At 37.5% G+C, this 18,973-nt stretch carries 14 protein-coding genes; 8 read left to right on the forward strand and 6 right to left on the reverse strand.

Annotation, left to right across the window (positions count from 1 at the left end):
* Positions 1-10 precede the first annotated feature (10 nt).
* The 4 genes from KKI44_RS01630 to KKI44_RS01645 are packed head-to-tail and all read left to right on the forward strand — an operon-like array spanning position 11 to position 2,187.
* On the forward strand, positions 11-376 hold the full coding sequence (locus tag KKI44_RS01630; protein WP_214589553.1) for a response regulator: 366 nt from the start codon (positions 11-13) through the stop codon (positions 374-376).
* Entirely contained in the window at positions 377-1,207 is an 831-nt protein-coding gene (locus KKI44_RS01635) for a CheR family methyltransferase (protein WP_214589554.1), read from the forward strand.
* An 11-nt stretch (positions 1,208-1,218) separates the two neighbouring features.
* The gene (locus KKI44_RS01640; protein ID WP_214589555.1) at positions 1,219-1,791 is read left to right on the forward strand and encodes a chemotaxis protein CheB; all 573 of its coding nucleotides are present in this window, start codon (positions 1,219-1,221) and stop codon (positions 1,789-1,791) included.
* Positions 1,792-1,824: 33 nt separating this feature from the next.
* Positions 1,825-2,187, forward strand: a complete 363-nt coding sequence (locus KKI44_RS01645; protein WP_214589556.1) for a response regulator — start codon at positions 1,825-1,827, stop codon at positions 2,185-2,187.
* Positions 2,188-2,260: 73 nt separating this feature from the next.
* Here the strand turns inward: KKI44_RS01645 and KKI44_RS01650 are convergent, their stop codons facing one another.
* Complete coding sequence (locus KKI44_RS01650; RefSeq protein ID WP_214589557.1) at positions 2,261-2,563, reverse strand: hypothetical protein; 303 nt, start codon at positions 2,561-2,563, stop codon at positions 2,261-2,263.
* A gap of 211 nt (positions 2,564-2,774) precedes the next feature.
* Between KKI44_RS01650 and KKI44_RS01655 the strand changes: the two genes are divergently transcribed.
* Positions 2,775-4,004 carry a PQQ-dependent sugar dehydrogenase gene (locus KKI44_RS01655; RefSeq protein WP_214589558.1) on the forward strand — a complete coding sequence of 410 codons (1,230 nt, stop codon included), beginning with the start codon at positions 2,775-2,777 and terminating at the stop codon, positions 4,002-4,004.
* Between the two features lie 1,238 nt (positions 4,005-5,242).
* Here KKI44_RS01655 and KKI44_RS01660 read toward each other — a convergent pair.
* The 3 genes from KKI44_RS01660 to KKI44_RS01670 form a co-directional block, all read right to left on the reverse strand.
* On the reverse strand, positions 5,243-7,426 hold the full coding sequence (locus tag KKI44_RS01660) for an outer membrane beta-barrel protein (protein WP_214589559.1): 2,184 nt from the start codon (positions 7,424-7,426) through the stop codon (positions 5,243-5,245).
* 158 nt (positions 7,427-7,584) lie between these two features.
* Complete coding sequence (locus KKI44_RS01665) at positions 7,585-8,391, reverse strand: DUF4249 domain-containing protein (protein ID WP_214589560.1); 807 nt, start codon at positions 8,389-8,391, stop codon at positions 7,585-7,587.
* Positions 8,392-8,394: 3 nt separating this feature from the next.
* Positions 8,395-10,737 carry a TonB-dependent receptor gene (locus KKI44_RS01670; RefSeq protein ID WP_214589561.1) on the reverse strand — a complete coding sequence of 781 codons (2,343 nt, stop codon included), beginning with the start codon at positions 10,735-10,737 and terminating at the stop codon, positions 8,395-8,397.
* A 452-nt stretch (positions 10,738-11,189) separates the two neighbouring features.
* Here KKI44_RS01670 and KKI44_RS01675 point away from each other — a divergent pair, with 452 nt between their 5' ends.
* Both KKI44_RS01675 and KKI44_RS01680 read left to right on the forward strand, forming a co-directional pair.
* Positions 11,190-12,356: a cytochrome-c peroxidase gene (locus tag KKI44_RS01675; RefSeq protein WP_317195186.1), complete on the forward strand. Its 1,167-nt coding sequence runs from the start codon at positions 11,190-11,192 to the stop codon at positions 12,354-12,356.
* 212 nt (positions 12,357-12,568) lie between these two features.
* A complete protein-coding gene (locus KKI44_RS01680; protein WP_214589562.1) occupies positions 12,569-12,790 on the forward strand; it encodes a hypothetical protein in 222 nt (73 codons plus the stop codon).
* Positions 12,791-13,134: 344 nt separating this feature from the next.
* Here the strand turns inward: KKI44_RS01680 and KKI44_RS01685 are convergent, their stop codons facing one another.
* Together KKI44_RS01685 and KKI44_RS01690 are read right to left on the reverse strand one after the other, a co-directional pair.
* On the reverse strand, positions 13,135-15,720 hold the full coding sequence (locus KKI44_RS01685) for a fibronectin type III domain-containing protein (RefSeq protein WP_214589563.1): 2,586 nt from the start codon (positions 15,718-15,720) through the stop codon (positions 13,135-13,137).
* Positions 15,721-15,757: 37 nt separating this feature from the next.
* Positions 15,758-17,740 carry a T9SS type B sorting domain-containing protein gene (locus KKI44_RS01690; protein ID WP_214589564.1) on the reverse strand — a complete coding sequence of 661 codons (1,983 nt, stop codon included), beginning with the start codon at positions 17,738-17,740 and terminating at the stop codon, positions 15,758-15,760.
* Between the two features lie 760 nt (positions 17,741-18,500).
* Here KKI44_RS01690 and KKI44_RS01695 point away from each other — a divergent pair.
* A complete protein-coding gene (locus tag KKI44_RS01695; protein ID WP_214589565.1) occupies positions 18,501-18,962 on the forward strand; it encodes an Lrp/AsnC family transcriptional regulator in 462 nt (153 codons plus the stop codon).
* Positions 18,963-18,973 lie beyond the last annotated feature (11 nt).

The raw sequence follows: 18,973 nt of genomic DNA on the forward strand, positions 1-18,973 counted from the left end.
TAAAATTCTGATGAATAAAAAAATTCTGATCGTGGACGACGATCCGCGGAATATATTTGCTTTAAAGCTCACCCTGAAAGCCAGAGGCTACCAGATTGAAAGCAGTACAATGGCACAGGAAGCCATTGAAGTTTTAAATAAAGACAACCATTTTGATGTGGTTCTGATGGATATGATGATGCCGGAAATGGATGGGTATGAAGCCATAAAGATGATAAAAAATACCCCTTCTATCAGCAATATTCCCGTAATCGCAGTTACTGCACAGGCAATGCCGGAAGACCGCCAGAAATGTCTGGATGCGGGAGCTGCAGATTATGTTTCCAAGCCGATAGATGTAGACCTTTTAATGAACGCTATTGAAAAATTATCGTAAATGCTGGAACCAAGTATTGTAAAAGATGAAGAAGTAGAGTATCTCATAAAAGATGTCTACGATATGTATGGTTACGATTTTTCAGAATACAGCCGCGCTTCCTTCAAGCGCAGGGTGAACCGTATATGCCTGATCGACAGATTTACAAGCTTTGCCGAGTTGAGATATACAATACTTAATGATCCGGAATACCTGAAAAGATTCATCGAAGAAATTACCGTGAACGTTACGGAAATGTTCCGCGATCCTCAGTTTTTTAAAGCATTACGGGAGAAAATTCTTCCGCAGTTAGGAACTTATCCGCTCATCAGAATCTGGGTGGCGGGATGTTCCACAGGTGAAGAAGCCTATTCCATGGCTATTTTGCTGAAGGAAGCAAATCTTTACCATAAATCTTTAATTTACGGTACAGATCTTAATCCTTCCGTTCTGGAAACAGCAAGAGCCGGAGTTTTTCCTTTACAGCAGATGAAACTGTATTCCGAAAACTACATTTTATCGGGCGGGAAAAAAGATTTTTCAGATTATTATACCGCGAATTATGACAGTGTAAAATTTGATAAAAGCCTTCAGGAAAAGCTGATTCTTTCTACGCATAATCTCGTTTCAGACAGCTCTTTCAACAGTTTTCAGCTGATTATTTGCAGAAACGTTCTTATCTATTTCGATCGGGGACTTCAGGAAAGAGTCTTCCGTCTTTTCGACAACAGTCTGGAAAATTTAGGTTTTTTAGCTTTAGGTGCAAAAGAAACGCTTAGATTTTCTAAATTAGATAAAAATTATAATCAGGTGGATGATCAGAAGATCTGGAAAAAAGTAGATCATCAGTAAGCTGTTTTATCATGAAAACGAATAATACAAATATTGAACTGATTGCTATCGGAGGTTCCGCAGGAAGCTTGCAGGTCATTCTCGAAATGATTAAAAAAATAAAGGAAAAGCTGGATTTTGTCATTCTGCTTGTGGTTCACAGAAAGGCACATTCCAACAACATTCTGCAGACCTTGTTGCAGCAGTTTTCGCCTGTAGAAGTTATTGAGATTGAGGATAAAACAGAAATTCAGAACAATAAAATTTACATTGCTCCCGCAGATTATCATTTATTGTTTGAAAATAAAAATCTGATGTCTCTGGACAGCTCGGAAAAAATGAATTATTCCCGCCCTTCTATTGATGTCACCTTTAAATCTGCGGCGGAAGTGTATGGTGAAAAAATGATTGGTGTACTGCTTTCCGGAGCCAATGCAGACGGAGTGGAAGGTTTAGCATACATCAAAAAAAATAACGGAAAAGTCTGGATTCAGGATCCTGAAACCGCAGAAGTGGATTATATGCTGAAACACGCCGTAGAAGAGATTGATTTTGACCTCATTATTAAACCCGATAATCTGGCAGATTACATCAATCAGTTATAAAAAAATGTAACCCCTAACTAAAGTTAAGTATATATGAATAAGAAGAAAATTTTGATTTTTGATGATGATAAAACTATTTTGGAAGTCATCACCATCATTTTTGAAGAAAATGGTTATCAGGTCGAAATTTCGGAAACTTCACATGATATTTTGGAGAAAGTAGAACAGTTCCAGCCGGATGTTATCCTTATGGACAACTGGATTCCCAAAATTGGTGGAGTGGAAGCAACAAGGCTTCTGAAGAATCATCAGGAATTTAAAAGCATTCCCGTGATCTATGTAACGGCAAATAACGACATTGTGGCTCTGGCGCAGGAAGCTCAGGCGGATGATTATGTTGCCAAACCTTTTAATCTTGAAGATTTAGAAGACAAAGTAGCAAAGTACCTGCAGTAATCTTCGGAAAGTTTAAAGTAATTCTCTTAAAAAATAAAACTCCCTGTACAAAAAGCTGTACAGGGAGTTTTATTTAAACAATTTCCTGCATTTCCCGCGAATCTGCTTCCGGATAATCCTGAACTGCTTTTCTCATCTGTTCTGTGGTACAGACGCCGATATTAATTTCTGTAATTACAGATGTCAAAACCGTTTTTATATCGGGGCTGGACAAAACTCTTTCAGAGAAAGTAGTTGCTATAATAGGTTTTTTGGAAACCAGATTTTCGGTAAATGTATATTCTCCTTTTAAATCAATTTCTGTATTGAATTGCAGTTTTATGACTAACTTTAAATAGTTGTTTATTAAATCTTTATTGGCTAACAGGTTTTCCATCTTCAACGTGTTTATATTAATTATAATAATATTCATGCCATACTTTCATTTTAAGTCTTAAAATTTTCTTAATCAATTATTGAAATTTTAAAGAAATTCTATTATCAGTGTAACCGATTGAATATTTTGCGGGAATTCCACGACGATAGGATTTACGGCAGGTAATTTGTTTTTGAAAATAAAATTCTTCAGTACACCAAAATCTCGAAATATGAAAATAACAAGCTATTATGGATTAATTGCCGTGTCTTTATTACTGGCAAACTGTTCAGACACTATCGATGACAGCGGCGGAAATAACGGACTATCACTTCCTCCTGTTGAGACCAATTCGGCAAATACCAATTATCAGCCGGCTTTTGCAGGACAGACCAGAGCGAATGGCGCAAAAACTTCCACACCTTATGTAAGTGAAGTTGTTACCTCATCATTAGCTTCGCCGTGGGGAATTACATCTCTGCCGGATGGAAGACTTCTCGTAACCGAGAAAGCAGGAACCATGAGGATTATAAGCAGTAGCGGAACTGTAAGCAGTGCTATAACAGGACTTCCTTCCGTGAATTCCGGAGGGCAGGGTGGTCTGCTTGGCGTTTGTGTAGATCCGCAGTTTACTTCCAACAGAATGGTATACTGGGTTTTCTCTGAAAATGTTTCAGGCGGAAATATAACCTCAGTAGCCAAAGGAAGACTCTTCAGCTCAGAAACTATGATTGAAAATCCTGTGGTGATCTATAGGGCAAATCCTTCTGCCAATGTGGGAAATCTTCATTACGGAGGAAGAATTGCTTTTGATAACACAGGAAATCTCTTTGTGAGTACGGGAGAACGTTCCGATCTTTCTACAAGACCTCTTGCACAGTCTGTAACCGCAGCTTTAGGCAAGATCCTGAGAATTACAACCAGCGGACAACCCGCTCCCGGAAATCCTTCATTTTCGCAATCCGGAGCTTTGCCGGAATTATACAGCATCGGGCACAGAAATCCGCAGGGAATTGCCATCCATCCTGTAACGGGAGAATTATGGCAGAGTGAACATGGACCGAGAGGTGGAGATGAAATCAATAGGGTTTTAGCTGGTAAAAATTATGGCTGGCCAACCATTACTTATGGAATTGAATACAGCGGAGCCACCATCGGAGCCGGAATTCAGCAGCAGGCAGGAATGGAACAGCCTGTTTATTACTGGGATCCTGTAATTTCGCCAAGCGGAATCACTTTTTATAAAGGAAACACCATTCCGGAATGGCAGAATAATCTTTTCGTAGCTTCCTTAAGCGGAATGCACATTGCGAGACTGGTTATGGAAAACAACAAAGTAATAGGCGAAGAAAGGCTTCTTTCAAACGAAAACCAGCGTTTCAGAGATATTACACAGGGAACAGATAGTAATTTATATGCGGTGACGGACGGAGGCAGACTCTATCGAATCCGTAAACAGTAATTTCAAAGATTTTAAGAATCAGCGCCGGAAAAAGATGAAATATCTTTTTCCGGCTTTTTTTAAAGACTACATTTTCAGACTAAAAAAAGATAATGTAAAAGACTTTAACAAACTGATCTTGTCCAAAACTTTTTAAATACGATGATTAAAATTAACATGAATTTAATTCAAGAACAATACAAATTATCAGTAGGAATGGGCTTTAGCCCATTTTAATCTTTCTAAGAAATAAATTGGCTTTAGCCAAAACTTAAAGTGAAATTAAAATTTCAGAGACTTATAAACCATGATTATCATTAGCTGAGTTTACGCCGTTGCGCTCGAAAAAATATTCACACAAATTTTAAAGCAGCCTCAGCGAACTTAGCGTTTTTAAAAAAAAACGTTAAGTGTGATGACTAAAATTAACGTGAGTTCAATTCAAAACCAATACAAATTATCAATAGGAATGGGCTTTAGCCCATTTTAATATTTCTAAAAAATAAATTGGCTTTAGCCAAAACTTAAAGTGAAATAAAAATTTCACAGACTTAAAAGCCATGATTATCATTAGCTGAGTTTCACGCCCTTGCGCCCGAAAAATATTCACATAAATTTCAAAGCAAAACTCAGCGAACTTAGCGTTTTTAAAAAAGGACATTAAGTATGATGATTAAAATTAACGTGAGTTCAATTCAAAACCAAAACAAATTATCAGTAGGAATGGGCTTTAGTCCATTTTAATGTTTCCATGAAATAAATTTGCTTTAGCCAAAACTTAAAACGAAAGAAAATTTCATAGATCTAAAAACCATCATTATAATTAGCTGAGTTTACGCCGTTGCGCTCGAAAAATATTCACATAAATTTCAAAGCAGCCTCAGCGAACTTAGCGTTTTCAAAAAAGAACGTTAAGTGTGATGATTAAAATTAACGTGAGTTCAATTCAAAACCAATACAAATTATCAGTAGGAATGGGCTTTAGTCCATTTTAATATTTCTAAAAAATAAATTGGCTTTAGCCAAAACTTAAAGTGAAATTAAAAATTCAGAGATTTAAAAGTCATGATTATCATTAGCTGAGTTTCACGCCCTTGCGCTCGAAAAAATATTCACATAAATTTCAAAGCAAAACTCAGCGAACTTAGCGTTTTTAAAGAAGCTATCATAGAACATAAAATTAAGATAAATTGAAAATGTATAAAAAAAACGGACAATGGAAATTCATCCATCATCCGTACTAAAATTTAACATTAAAATTATTTTCCGCCGCCGCCGTTTTTCTCAACATCGGTTTTGGTATTTTCTTTTACTTTCTGGTTTCCGAAACGTTTTACAAATGAAATAGATGCTCCGTACCAGTCCCATTTCGAAGCATTTCGGAAAGTTCCTCCCTGCACAAAAGTGGTGGCATCGTAATTCGGCCGCTGAAAAATATTCATGAGCTGAAGACTGACTTCCATCTGAGTTTTCGGGAATATCTTTGTGGCTGAAATATTATGGAAGACGTTCGCTTTGTTCGTCGTAGAATTTCCGTTGTTCTGATTAGAAACTTCCACCCATGCGCTCAGATTGATATTTTTATTAAACAGATTCGTATACGTAAGGTTCGTGGAAGCACTCAGGTAGCTGATGTAGTTATTCGCATTTTCCAAACCGTTTTTCTTGTTAAAATCGCTGTTGTCAATATAATACCATCCTAGACCAAGATTCACCGTAAATTTATTTTTGAAGAAAGTCTGGTTCGTATTGGCAAAGACGTAATACTTATGCACTTTCCCGAAAAAGTTGGAGGGTTGGGTAATGGTGATATTCTGAGGATTTCCGTTGATATCATTAATGGTTCCCGTTACGTAATTAGTCCAGTAATCCTGATCGGTAAACATATATCTCGCAGAGATAAAGTATTTTTTATGAATGCCTAACTTCATATAAACCCTGTCGCTTGGGTTGGGTTCCAGATCGATGCTTCCACGGCTGTAGAATCCGTCGCTGTTCGGGATCATAAACGGATTGAATTCCGCATACCACGGTCTCCAGATATTTTTGTTATACGTTAAACTTAAATCATAATTGTCTGAAAAAGAATATTTCAATAAAATATTGGGCAGCAGTTTTCCGTAAGAATCTCTTCTTGAAGTTCCGGCATTATCCTGACGTATTTTATAATCGATGTATTCATAACGGAGTCCGATCCTTGTTTCCAGCTTTTTGAAGAATGTTTTGCTGTAGTTGGCGTACAGGGAACTGATGTTGTCTTCATAGTGGAAAATATCTCCGGAACTGAGTCCCGTAAGCATATTTCCATATAAGCTGTTTGGGATCACATTATTATTGAAATCGATCTTTCCGCCGACTTCAAAATTTCCGCCTTCTTTTCCGATAGGCTGCGTGTAATCTACTTTCAGGTAATAATTTCTGTTTTCGGTATCTGTAAGAACTCCGATTTCCTGTTTTTCAGCCGGTTTAGATTTGTAAAGCATATTTTTTACGAAATAATCGTCACTCGACTGCCCGTAGTAATTGGAACCTAAATTAATATCAAGGATTTTATTCTTTTCCTTATCATACCATTTATAAAAAACATTGGAACCAAAGTTTCTGTTAAGTCCCGTAGAATTTTGGTTCTGAAGATAAGAATTTTCGAAGAGTCCGTTAACATTTCTCAATCCGTCTGCATCGGTATTGGAAGAAGAGTTGCTTTGGTAATATTCAAGAATTACACCTACAGTATTTTTATTATTCAGTTCAAATTCTGAAGTAGAGGAAAGGGAAGGACTTTTGTATCTCCCTATGGTTTTAGAATTTCTGTAGGTTTCAGAATTTTCGGCATCCACTTTATAAAGACTGGAATTGCTCTGTACATTGGTATTATCGCTGTAGCTTCCGATGAAGGTCTGTGTAAAGCTTTTACGGTGGTAATTTAAATTCAGGTTGGTATACTGAGAGTTTTTGGTGTTCTGCCTGTTGTTTAAGGTGACGCTCCCTTTAATTCCTTCATCATCACGCTTTTTCAATACAATGTTGATGACAGATCCTGTGGCTTCATAGCGCGAAGACGGACTTGTAATCACTTCAATCTTCATCAGATTATCCGCAGGAATGGTTTTCAGGTATTCTTTCAGTTCCTTTCCTGTAAAAACAGACTTCCTGTCGTTGATGTAAACCGTTACGGTTTCTCCTTCAGCTTTTATGGCATCATTGTTATCGATACTTACCAGCGGAGTCATTCTCAAGACGTCCCAAGTGGTGTTTCCTGCAAGAATAGAGCTGTTGGAAACATTAAAAACGGTTCTGTCTACTTTGGATTCAATGGTTGGTTTTCTTACCGTTACGGTGACTCCTTCAATAGCCTTTTCCTTAGATTTTATGGTATCCTTTTCAGCCTGTGCAAATGTAAATATGCCTGCTAAAAAGGCAATGGGTATCAAAATATTTTTCATGTAAAAAAATAATGTTTCCTACATAAGACACCGTAAAGAGAATATTTGTTACATCACATCGTATTAATTCTATAATAAATTTTTAAGAACTGAAAGGTCAGTTGTTTACAGAAGTCAAAAAAAGCTATCCGGAAGTACAGATAGCTTTTATTTAAATTTTACTGAATAACAGCGGTTCTTGTTCTTACAGTATGCGCTGAAAAATAGCCCAAAGCGCCGTTGCTGATGTTGCTTGGTGGATTGGCGGGAGTAATTCCTCCGCCGGGACCGCTTCCTGAAAGCTGAAGAAGTGCAGAATAAAAGGTATACACTTTATCATCAATACACTGCATTTCTACATGGATCACATCTCCTGCAACCACTTTGATATCATTCGCGTTGCTGTCATCGTTGGGAAGCAGAAGAGGTCTTTGGTTAGGTAAACCGTTGTTCACATTATCGGAAAATTCGGAAAAGAATTTTTTCGGATTGTTGTTTACGGTATACACAAACAGATAACGGTTTCCTAAAGTTGCCGGATCAACGAAAAGAGGCAGAAGCGTATAACTTGTCTGTCCTGCCACAAGGAAAGAATCCTGCTCCAGACCGTCGAAAGAAACAGCTTGTGGCATTGTACTTTGTGCGGTATACTGTTTTCCTTCTGCGTTGATGGTTAACGTATAAATTCTTCCGGGCTGTCCTGCAAAAGTGGACGTTTTGTAATTTCCGTTTCCTGCGTACTGAAGTGTTTCCGTCTGTCCGCTATTGTCACTCAAAATGACCTGCGCATTTGTAACGGCAGGATATTGGTTCGCCTGTGTAAAGGCAACGGATTTGGTAATCTTTACAAAGTAAGGTCCCGCCTGATCGGTAATGTTTCCCTCAATAACAATCTGTCCGCTCTGATCTTCGAGATCCAGATCTATTTCTTTTTCGCAGGAAGTGACTAAAAATAAAGACAGTATGATTAAAAATATATTTTTCATGAATTAAAATTTGAAATTATACGTAATGTTTGGAACCCATCTGAACAGGGCAGTCTGCATTGCACGTGTTGTTCCCGGCTTATCCGGATTGTCTTCAAAAGTGATGGTGTAAGCATTTTCTCTGCCGTAAATATTATAAATTCCAAAAGACCATGATCCTTTAAAGCGTTTATTGTTTACAGGTTCATAGGTTGCATTAAAATCCAGTCTGTGGTAAGCAGGCATTCTGTCTGCATTTCTGCTGCTGTACTGGAAAACCGTCTGTCCGTTCAGTTCATACTTTCCGGTTGGGAACGTGACTGCATTTCCGGTGCTGTACACAAAAAGCCCTGAAAAAGTCCATTTCGGATTCAGCTGATAAGTGGCAACAATTGAAAGATCGTGCGTTTTGTCCTGTCTTGCGTTGTACCATTCGTTATTATTGATTCCGTCGATTTTTCTCTCCGTTTTAGATAAGGTGTAGGAAAGCCATCCGGTTAATCTTCCGCTCTTCTTTTTAGCGATAATTTCAAGTCCGTAAGCTCTTCCTTTCCCGAACAGCAGTTCGCTTTCTACATCCGCCGCTGTATCAAAAGTAATCTGGGCTCCATTTTTATAATCAATCTGATTCTGAAGAGACTTGTAGTAGATTTCAGTATTGATTTCGTAGTTGTTGTTGCTGAAATTTCTGCTGTAGCCTAAACTTACCTGATCTGCAATTTCAGGTTTTACCGTAAAGCTGCTTCCAATCCACTGATCGGTAGGATTTCCGCTTCCACTGTTGCTTAAAAGGTGTAAATTCTGGGTATTTCTGGAATATCCTCCTTTAATGCTGCTTACTTCATTAATTCTGTAGTTTGCCGTAATTCTCGGTTCTACATTCACATATGTTTTCCCGAATTTTCCTTTCTCCACAAATTTAGAATCTGTGAGAACTCCGTTATCATACGTGTTAAATACATCTCCTCCCAAAACGCTGAACAGAGAAAGTCTGGCTCCGTAGTTGATCGTCAGGTTTTCGGCAGCTTTAAAATCATCATTAATATACAGAGCATTGTCCCAGGAATATCTCGGGTTTCTCGGATAACTGCTTACACTGGTTCCGGAAGCACTGCTTGGCGTAATGGTGTGATAAATAGACTGCAGCCCAAACTTCACCGAATGTTTATTTCCCGCAAACCATGAAAAATCCTGTTTCAGGTTCCAGTCTTCAATCTTGGAGCTCAGTCCGAAAGTATTGTTATTGCTGCTTAAGCTTACATTATAATTGTAGTTGCTGTAGATTAATGAAGTATTGGAGAATAATTTGCTGCTGATAATGCTGTTCCAGCGCAGGGTAGCTGTTGTATTTCCCCAGTCGCTTGAAAACGTATCGCCTAAGCCTAAAACATCACGCCCGAAATAACCGGATAAATACAATCTGTTGTTTTCATTGATCTGATAGTTTGCCTTTAAATTCAGATCATAAAAATACAGTTTGCTGTCTTTGAAATCGTCTGTTGCTTTTAGAAAAAGATCGGCATACGTTCTTCTTCCGGACACAATGAAAGAAGATTTTTCCTTCTGAATGGGACCTTCCACGCTCAGTCGGCTGCTGATTAATCCCAATCCTCCGTTTACATTGTATTCTTTGTTGTTTCCGTCCTTCATTTTTACATCCAGAACCGAAGAAAGCCTTCCTCCGTATTGGGCAGGACTGTTTCCTTTGATGATACTTGCATCTTTCAGCGCATCACTGTTAAAAGTACTGAAAAATCCAAGCAAATGAGACGCATTATAAACGGCTGCTTCATCCAGTAAGATCAGATTTTGATCTGTTGCACCGCCTCTTACACTGAATCCGCTGTTTCCTTCGCCGTTGCTTTTGATTCCCGGAAGGAGCTGTATGGTTTTCAGAACATCTTTTTCTCCAAACAGAACCGGAAGCTTTTCAATATTTTTAATGCTAAGAGTCTCGGTTCCCATCTGTGCAGAGGTGAGGTTCTTATCCTTTTTCACTCCGGAAATTACCACTTCATCAATTTTCCCGGTTCTTTCTTCAGCTTCCGCTTCTCCGGAACTCAGTTCGAGATCCTGCTTGATGTTATCTTCTACGGTAATACTTTTCGTAAAATCCTTAAAACCGGGATTAGAGATCATCAAAGTATAATTTCCTTTGGGAAGAGAAAGAGAGTAGAAGCCGTAATCGTTGGCAACCACAGCAATGGTGGGATCTTCAGCAACTTTCACTGTAACGCCTATGAGAAGCTCTCCGTTTTTCTTATCTTTTACAGTACCGCTCACAGAATATTTCTGCTGGGCAAAAACTGCCGTACTGAAGCAAATTGCTGCTGCGGTAGTGGCAATTTTAAATGATAATGTCTGCATGTAAGTTTGTTTATTATTTGAATAATTCGCTAAATATAAATTATTACATCTCCTATATGTGAAGAGAGCATAAAATTAAGGCTTTAATCTGAACTTTAATCATGTTCGTGAAAAGTTCATAGTGAAAACGGTTTTTAAAGATTTTTATTGGCTTAAAGCATGTAAGAAAACATGAAATTTTCCGAAATTTAAATAAAATGGTTTAAACTTTTAAGTTGTTAAAGTAAATATTTTGTTCCTTTAAAAGCAGAATCTGTGTAGAAATAAGAATAAGGCTATCAATCAATCCATAGGATTTATATCTGTAATAGGATATATTTTATAAAGATAGCGTTCCTAAGGAACGCCGAACTTCCTGCTAATATGATTTCTACACAGAGTTTTCTGGCATTTTACTTAAACATCTCTAAAAACAATTAAATATCCTATTTTTGCTAAAACTCCGGATAATCGTGAAGAATAGTTTAAGTTGGATTTTGATCTTATTTCTTTTGGTTTCGCTTTTAAACAACTGCTTAAACAGTAAGGTTCAAAAAGAAATCAACCAGAAAAATGCTTATTTGGATAACCTGAGAAAACGGTATTCTTCAGGGGACTCTTCGCAATGGCCAAAACCTGTTCTTGATCCTGAATCTGTGCCCACTTTTGTGGAAATCGGACATTTACCGGACGTGGAATTTCCAAAAGATAATCCCTATTCTTCCGAAAAAGAACTGTTGGGAAAAACGCTTTTTTTCGATCCCAGACTTTCAAAATCCAACCAGATTGCCTGTGCTTCATGCCACGATCCGGAATTGGGATGGGGCGACAGCAGAACGTTTTCTTTCGGACACGACAGACAGCTCGGAACCCGAAACGCAATGACCATCCTGAATGCCGCTTTTGCAAAATCTCTATTTTGGGACGGAAGAGCAAAATCTCTGGAAGAACAGTCGCAGATGCCGATTCAGGATCAGAGAGAAATGAGTGAACATATTGATATTGCAGCAGGAAAAATTGCAAAAATAAAAGGCTATGAGATTTTATTTGAAAAAGCTTTTGGCGATAAAACCGTTACCAAAGACCGTATTTCCAAAGCTATTGCCACGTTTGAAAGAACCGTAAAAAGTTCTTCGAGTAAGTTTGATTTATTTATCGACGGAAAACAGGAAGTGTATACGAATGATGAATTGATGGGGCTTCATCTTTTCAGAACAAAAGCGCAGTGTATCAACTGCCACAATTCCGGATATTTTTCAAATAACCGTTTTGAAAACGTGGGAACCTCCTTACTGGGCGAAAAAGGAGAGGATCTTGGCAGATATGCAGTGACAAAAATTGCAGATGATGCAGGAAAATTTCGGGTTCCGGGTTTAAGGGAGGTTTCTAAAACTTCGCCTTATTTGCACAACGGATCTATGACAAGTTTAAAAGAAGTGATTGAATTTTACAGCAAAGGAAATCCCGAATATTCACAGAAAAGATCTACCGTGTATGAAGGAATTACTTTGCATTCTCAAAAATCGGGTATGGTGAGAATGCTTGAACTATCGGATGAAGAAATTGCACAGCTGGAAGCATTTTTAAAAACGTTATCCTCTAAAACGGAAAAAATAGATTTACCCGAATTACCAAAATAAAACCTCCGGAAATTCCGAAGGTTCTGGAAGCAGATGCATTCTTACATACCTCTGCGAATGTAAATATTAATAATTAATTTTTGTTAATTATAAGTTACTTTATACGAACATATTTAAAACTAACGCTTCCTTTTGATCGATAAATATTTCTCTAGATATACAAAATGTAAATGGTTTATTTGTATATTTGATAATTAAAAAAACATAAAATTATGACTAAATTTATCGAGCTTGATGGCTTTAATGGAAAAGCCATCATTAATACAGCCAGTGTTTCATCAGTACACGAAGAATCTCGTGGCAGAACAAACTATATTACTGTAAAACTTACAGATGGTTCTACAATATCCGTTGAAATGAAAATTGAAGACTTTCATAAATTGTTAACCGACGAGGAGACTTCTGAACCTAAATTTAAATCCTCTTCCTTTTAAAATATTTATAATTTGTTCAACATCTTTACCGAACTTCTCTTTAAAAATAGTTCTGTTTTGATTTTTCATTTCGTAAAATTTTAAATTAATATAAATACCAACTGTCATCGTTGGTATTTATATTAAACTTGTCTAAACTTTTTTTACCGCAAAAGATGCAAAAGATGGTAACACTTTAGTTGTTTAAGCTTAATACTTAAATGGAAAAAAGAGCACATAAGTTTAAGGTCAAAGATTTTTTTTCTTTACAGACTTTTGAAATACTTTAATAGAGTCTTCTGTCTCTTTTGCGGTTAAATTTAAAATGAGTTTAAACTTATTTGTGTGAAGCAGCGTATAGTTGCCTAATTTTTTATTGCTTTTACGGTATACTTAGAACCGTCTTTCAATTGGATAATCAACAGGTATAATCCTGAATTTAATGTGCTTACATTAATTTCTTTTGAAGGATTTTCAACAGTTTTAATTATTCTTCCTGAAACATCGCTGATGCTCACAGATTTTACTTTTTCAATATCTGAAATGCTTACAGTGTCTTTGAAAGGATTCGGATATATTTGAACTGCATTTTTAGCCGCTGAAACTTCACTTGTTGCCAGAATAGGATTCTGTTTTACCTCAACATTGTCCAGCAATACATCATCATAAAAATAACCGTTGCCATTTACATTTTTATCTACCGTAAATCTCACCTGAATAGTGGTGCCGTTATAAGAGGATGGCAAAGGAATTCCTACAGATCTCCACTGGTTGGAATTAGAAGTGTCGCTCCACAAAGAAACCCATCCGCTTCCGCTGTTTACTTCTACGATAAGTTTGTTGTTGTCATACGTTGAAGGGCTTACTGTAGTACTTGTAGAGGTAGAGTGATTTTTAAACCATTCAAAAGAAATATAAGGAGACGTTAATCCTGTTAAATTTATTGAAGGGGTTACCAGTTGTACTGTATTGGCTCCCGCTCCGCTGTACGGAGAACTCGCGTCTACCCACGCATAAGTTCCTGCCGCTCTTCCATTATTGGCAAGGTTGGCTCCATAATCGGCGCTTCCTGAAAATTTCCATAAAAGATTCGCTGTTGTACTTCCCGGATTGGTATTCGTCCAGCAGTTCGGTACTGTTGCATTATCAAAAGTCTGAGAAAACGGCGCAGATAATGTGGCACATGCAGTTGTAACCGAAATAGGTCCCCACCAGGTACTTTTATTTGAACTGCTGCATGCAGATCTTATCCAGATGTTGTAAGTTGTAGCCGGAGAAAGTCCGTTGATGGTTGTTGAAGTGGCTGTACTGGTTCCCGATGCAGTAGTTGCTGCCGTTGGTGCCGTGCTGCCTGTAGAATAATAGTATTCATATCCTGCTGCCGGAGCTGAAGCCGGAGCCGTCCATGAAATCCCTGTGCTGTTTGCCAAAACATTAGACGAAGTTAATGCAGAAGGAGCAAAACATGACGGAAGAGGTTCCCAGTATACATCATCGTAATAGTAAGATTTTCCGTCTGCCGTATTTCTGATCGCCAATCTTGCATTGGAAGGAACAGAGGAAGGAACGATCACAGAATATTCGCTTGTTGAGCCATAAGTGGTATTGCTGATGCTTAAAGCCTGTAACAATACAAATGTTGAGCTGTTTGCAGGATCAGTTACATATCCTACATTCAGCGTTCCTGTCGCAGTGCTTACTCTTGCTTTTAATCTTAACCAGTGTGTTCCTGCATTGATATTGCTGAACTGAGGAAGAACAACAGTTGTTGGATTTTGAGTCGTTGAGCTATACTGATAAATATTTCTTACGCCCGAAGCCGGCGTTGTAGTGGTGATCGTCTGGCTTCCGCTGGTATCAATAATTCTTGCCCAGCAATCCGGTACGATATTTCCTGTTGTATAGGATTCAAAATCTTCAAACATGGAAGTCATGGCTCCGCATAATGTTTTGAATGTGCCTGAAAAAGACCACGCGCTCTGACTTGCCGCACCGCTACAGTTTGCTCTTACCCAATAATAATAGGTGGTATTGGGATTCAGTCCCGGAATTGTAGTTGAGGTTCCCGAAATTCCCGTAAGATTGGCGGCTGCTCCCGAAGCCGGTGTTGTATTGGTTGTACTGTAGTAAATATCGTACGTTGTAGCGGTAGTTCCCGTTGCAGGTGTCCATGAAACTGCTGCGGAATTTGCTGTAAGTGTTCCTGTCGCATTCAGTGTCGGAGGCGCACAAGTGGAGTAGGCATCTGCCGAAAATGCAAAAACATTGGTATAGCCCTGTGCGGTTGATGTTTTGGTAATCGTAATGCTTTGGATGGGTTTTGTCTGATTGGCTGCATCTAACGTCAGCAATGTCTGGTACAATCTCGGATTGGTTCCGCTTCCTGATTCCAGAGTGTCGTTTGTTCTGTTGATTCTTCCGAATCCCTGTATTGCGAATCCGGTTCCGTTATACCAGTCTGAAACGGTAACTCCTGTAAAGGTTTGTGAAGTATTGTCTGTAAAATTAACGGTTACCGTAACGGTAGAAGCACCGCTTCCGCTGGTTGCGAGCATATATAATTTAAATGCTGCTGTCGGTGTTGAAAAAGTTATTGTTCCTGAATCGTTCTGGTTAGCCAATTTCAGAGAATTGTTTGCACTGTAACTGGCTAATTTATAAGATAATCCCGGAGTTGTGGAAACTACACTGTTAACGATGCCGTCATTTGGTAAACCGTAAGTAAGGGGAGTACTGGAAGAAGTAAGCTGAAAATCTCTCGATACAAAAGCGAATGAAACGCCGTCTACATCGGTTGAGGTAGTTACTGCGGAAGATCCGACTCCGTTTGCAATAACATCGGAATTAAGCCCCGATGAAATAAGCATTGGCTGAAAATTTTGAGCTGCTGCTGTAGAAGCTGCCAAGACAGCTCCCGTATACATCGCTCTTGAAAGTAATTTTAAATTCATGCTAAAAAATTATAAGGTATTATTTGTTTGAAATTGTTTAGTCACGGTTTTTTACAAGAATCCATCCCGAATATTTTACAGGAGTATTTTTCTTATCATTTTCATTCCATGATACGGAATACCAGTAGTTTCCGGTAGATATTTTTCTTCCGTTTATAGTCCCGTCCCACTTATATTTATTAGACTTGTCCGCTTTATGAATCTGTGCACCATATCTGTCGAATATATTAAAGACAAGATTTTGTTTTCCGGCGAGTGCAGAATAATCAATAAAATCATTCACACCATCTCCATTCGGCGTTATTACATTGATTAGATTAGGGACCAATACACTTACGGTAATAGGATCACAGTTGTAGGCGTCTTTTACAAAAATTTTAATGTCACCTCTTGGTATATTTTTAAACTGATTAGAATCCTGCCATTTAATTCCGTCCAATGAATACTGATAAGGAATCGTACCGCCGATTGCATGAACCGTAACTTCATTATTGTTAATATCAATACTGGAAATCACAGGCTGTTCCGATGCATATACTTTTACTTGCTGCAAAGCAACGCATTGTCCTGTTTTAAGTTTTACCCAGTATGTTCCCACGCCCACATTACTGATCGACTGAGTTGTTGCACCTGTACTCCATAAATAACTGGTGAATCCAGACCCTGCATCCAGGGTGGTTTTATCTCCCATACAGATGATTTTATCTTCCAGAACATTAGAAAATACTGGTGGAATTACTTCAAGAGTCACCTTTGCGATGTCATAACAGCCGAAAGAATTAGTTACTCTTATAAATACAACTCCATTAGGGGCAATATAATTTACAGGATCTGAAATTTCATTGGTCTGATTTTCAGCGTCGGTTAAAGAAGGATAATAATTTTTAATAACCCCAGGTGTACTGATGACAGAAGCCGTTGTTAAGTTGAATAATCCTGTTGCCGGATTATTTTCCAGAAAGCAGGTTCGAAGCGAAGCGTCAGTAGTGGTAACGGTAGGAGCAACTTTTAAAGCAATTGTAGCATCGTTGTTGTCGCAAAGAACCTGTGAAGGATCTTTAATTACTACCGATACATTGGTGTCTGTACTGTATTGAAATTGGGCAGGATTGGTGATGGGAGAACCTCCGGTATAATAGGCAAAAGTATAGTTATTCGGATTGATGGTAAGCTGAGAATTTAAAGAAGTTAAATCTACGGTTGCCATTCCGGTAAGATCCGGACATATATTTTTCGTAATGGCTCCCTGCAGCAAAGGGATTTTGTCTACAAAAACCTTTACGTTTTTAATGGAATGCCTGGATCTGTTTCCGCCTGTAGAAGCAGAAAAGCCAAAATATCCAACCGTCATTGCCGCAGCAGTTCCGGAAGGTGCAAAAGACTGGTTGCAGATTAAATTTCCGTTGATGGTTATTTTCACGATCCAGTTTGCCGGAGCAGCCGGATCTACTTGTGCTGTTACTTCTACATGTTTATAAGTGGTTCCCTGAAACGGAAGCGTGGTATTCATATCCGGAGAGTGAAAAGAACTTCCGGGAACATTAAAAAACTCAACATTGTTGGTGTCTGTTGTGTTAACGATCTGTCCGTAACCGACGTGAACCTTACTCATTACAGCAGTGGTGGTATTGTTATAAGTATCGAATCCTACCACAAATCCTACTGCGTTCAATGAAACACCAAGACCTGAACCTAATACACTGGCAACCGGAGGATTGGCAAGATACCAGAAAGCAATACCGTCTCCGTTCGCCGTTTGGTTAGAATCCATTCTGAAATCAAATTCTATTCTCCATTTGTCACAATACTTAAGATTAATGGGCTGATTCAGCCGGATTGAGCCTGACTGGTAATTAGCATCCGGAGTCAGCTGGATAAAGTCTGTATTTACAGAGGTTGGCGCTACCATTGTCCATCCTGTTGTATTAACGGGATTTCCTGTTAGCTGATATGTTTGGGAAAAAAATAGATTAGGAAATGAAAATAAAATAAATAACAAAAAAGAATAGCTTTTTTTCATACGCTAAAAGTTTATATAATCTGTGAATAATCATTACAGAGATAACTTCATTTCATTTTTGTGTATTGATTTTTTATATTTAATTATGAAAATATTTATTGTAAATAATTAAATAGTGATTAGATTATAATTTTCGTATAAATTTACCTCTTATAGATGTGTTTTTGATAATATTGGAATAAATAAGTAAATTAATCTTTAATTTTAATAGTAAAAAGTGAAAATTACTTTAATGTTAATTAAAATTAATTATTCATAGAATAATATTCTTTTAAGTAGAGAAAAGATAGTATATATTGTGTATCGTAATTATTTTAATAATTCCGAAAACAGGATATGAGATAGATTTACAGTGCAGATTTTTTAAAAACAAAAACAGTTGCACGAATTGTACAACTGTAGTCCCTAAGATTATTTTAACTAAAAACGTATATTTTTAATTGAAATATTTTTATAATAATATCCAGATAAAATGTATATTTATTGGATGTATCGGAAAAAAAAGCATATAAAAAGGAGACCACCCCGCAATTAGAGTGATCTCACTATAAAATATTCCCTTTTACTTGTATGTCGTATGATTTTTCTTGAAACAGTATTACCTGCATGACTGGTGTTTGGTTTTAGTAAAAGTAGGTATTTAGAATAAAACAATAATCAATATTAAATAATTAAGTAAAATAAACTTAAAAATTATAATAATGTAGAATATAATTCTTTATATTTGGGATAATAATAACCTATAAAAGAATAATATTCTATGGATCATCTCGATAATAAAGATTTGCAGCTGCTCAGATTACTCCAAAGTGATGCGAAATTAACAGTGAAAGAACTGGCAAAAGAGGTTAATCTTTCTCCTTCGCCGGTTTTCGAACGTGTAAAACGACTGGAACAGGAAGGATATGTAAAAAAATATGCAGCTATTCTGGATGCTGAAAAACTCAATTTAGGATTTACGGTATATTGCCAGTTGAAATTAAAAAGCAACGACAGTTATCTGGCGGTAGAATTTGAAAGAGAAATTATGGAAATCGAAGAAGTGGCAGAATGTTACAGTATTTCCGGTGATTTTGATTTTCTGCTTAAAGTCTACGTGAAAGATATGAAGCAATATCAGAACTTTGTTTTTAATATTCTCGGTGCCGTTCCGTCTATCGGAAGCACACACAGCACTTTTGTGATGGCTCAGGTTAAGAACACCCATGGATTAACGATTTAATCTCTAAAATG

Origin of the sequence: Chryseobacterium sp. ZHDP1, assembly GCF_018603435.1 — a bacterium.
Lineage (GTDB): Bacteria > Bacteroidota > Bacteroidia > Flavobacteriales > Weeksellaceae > Chryseobacterium > Chryseobacterium indicum.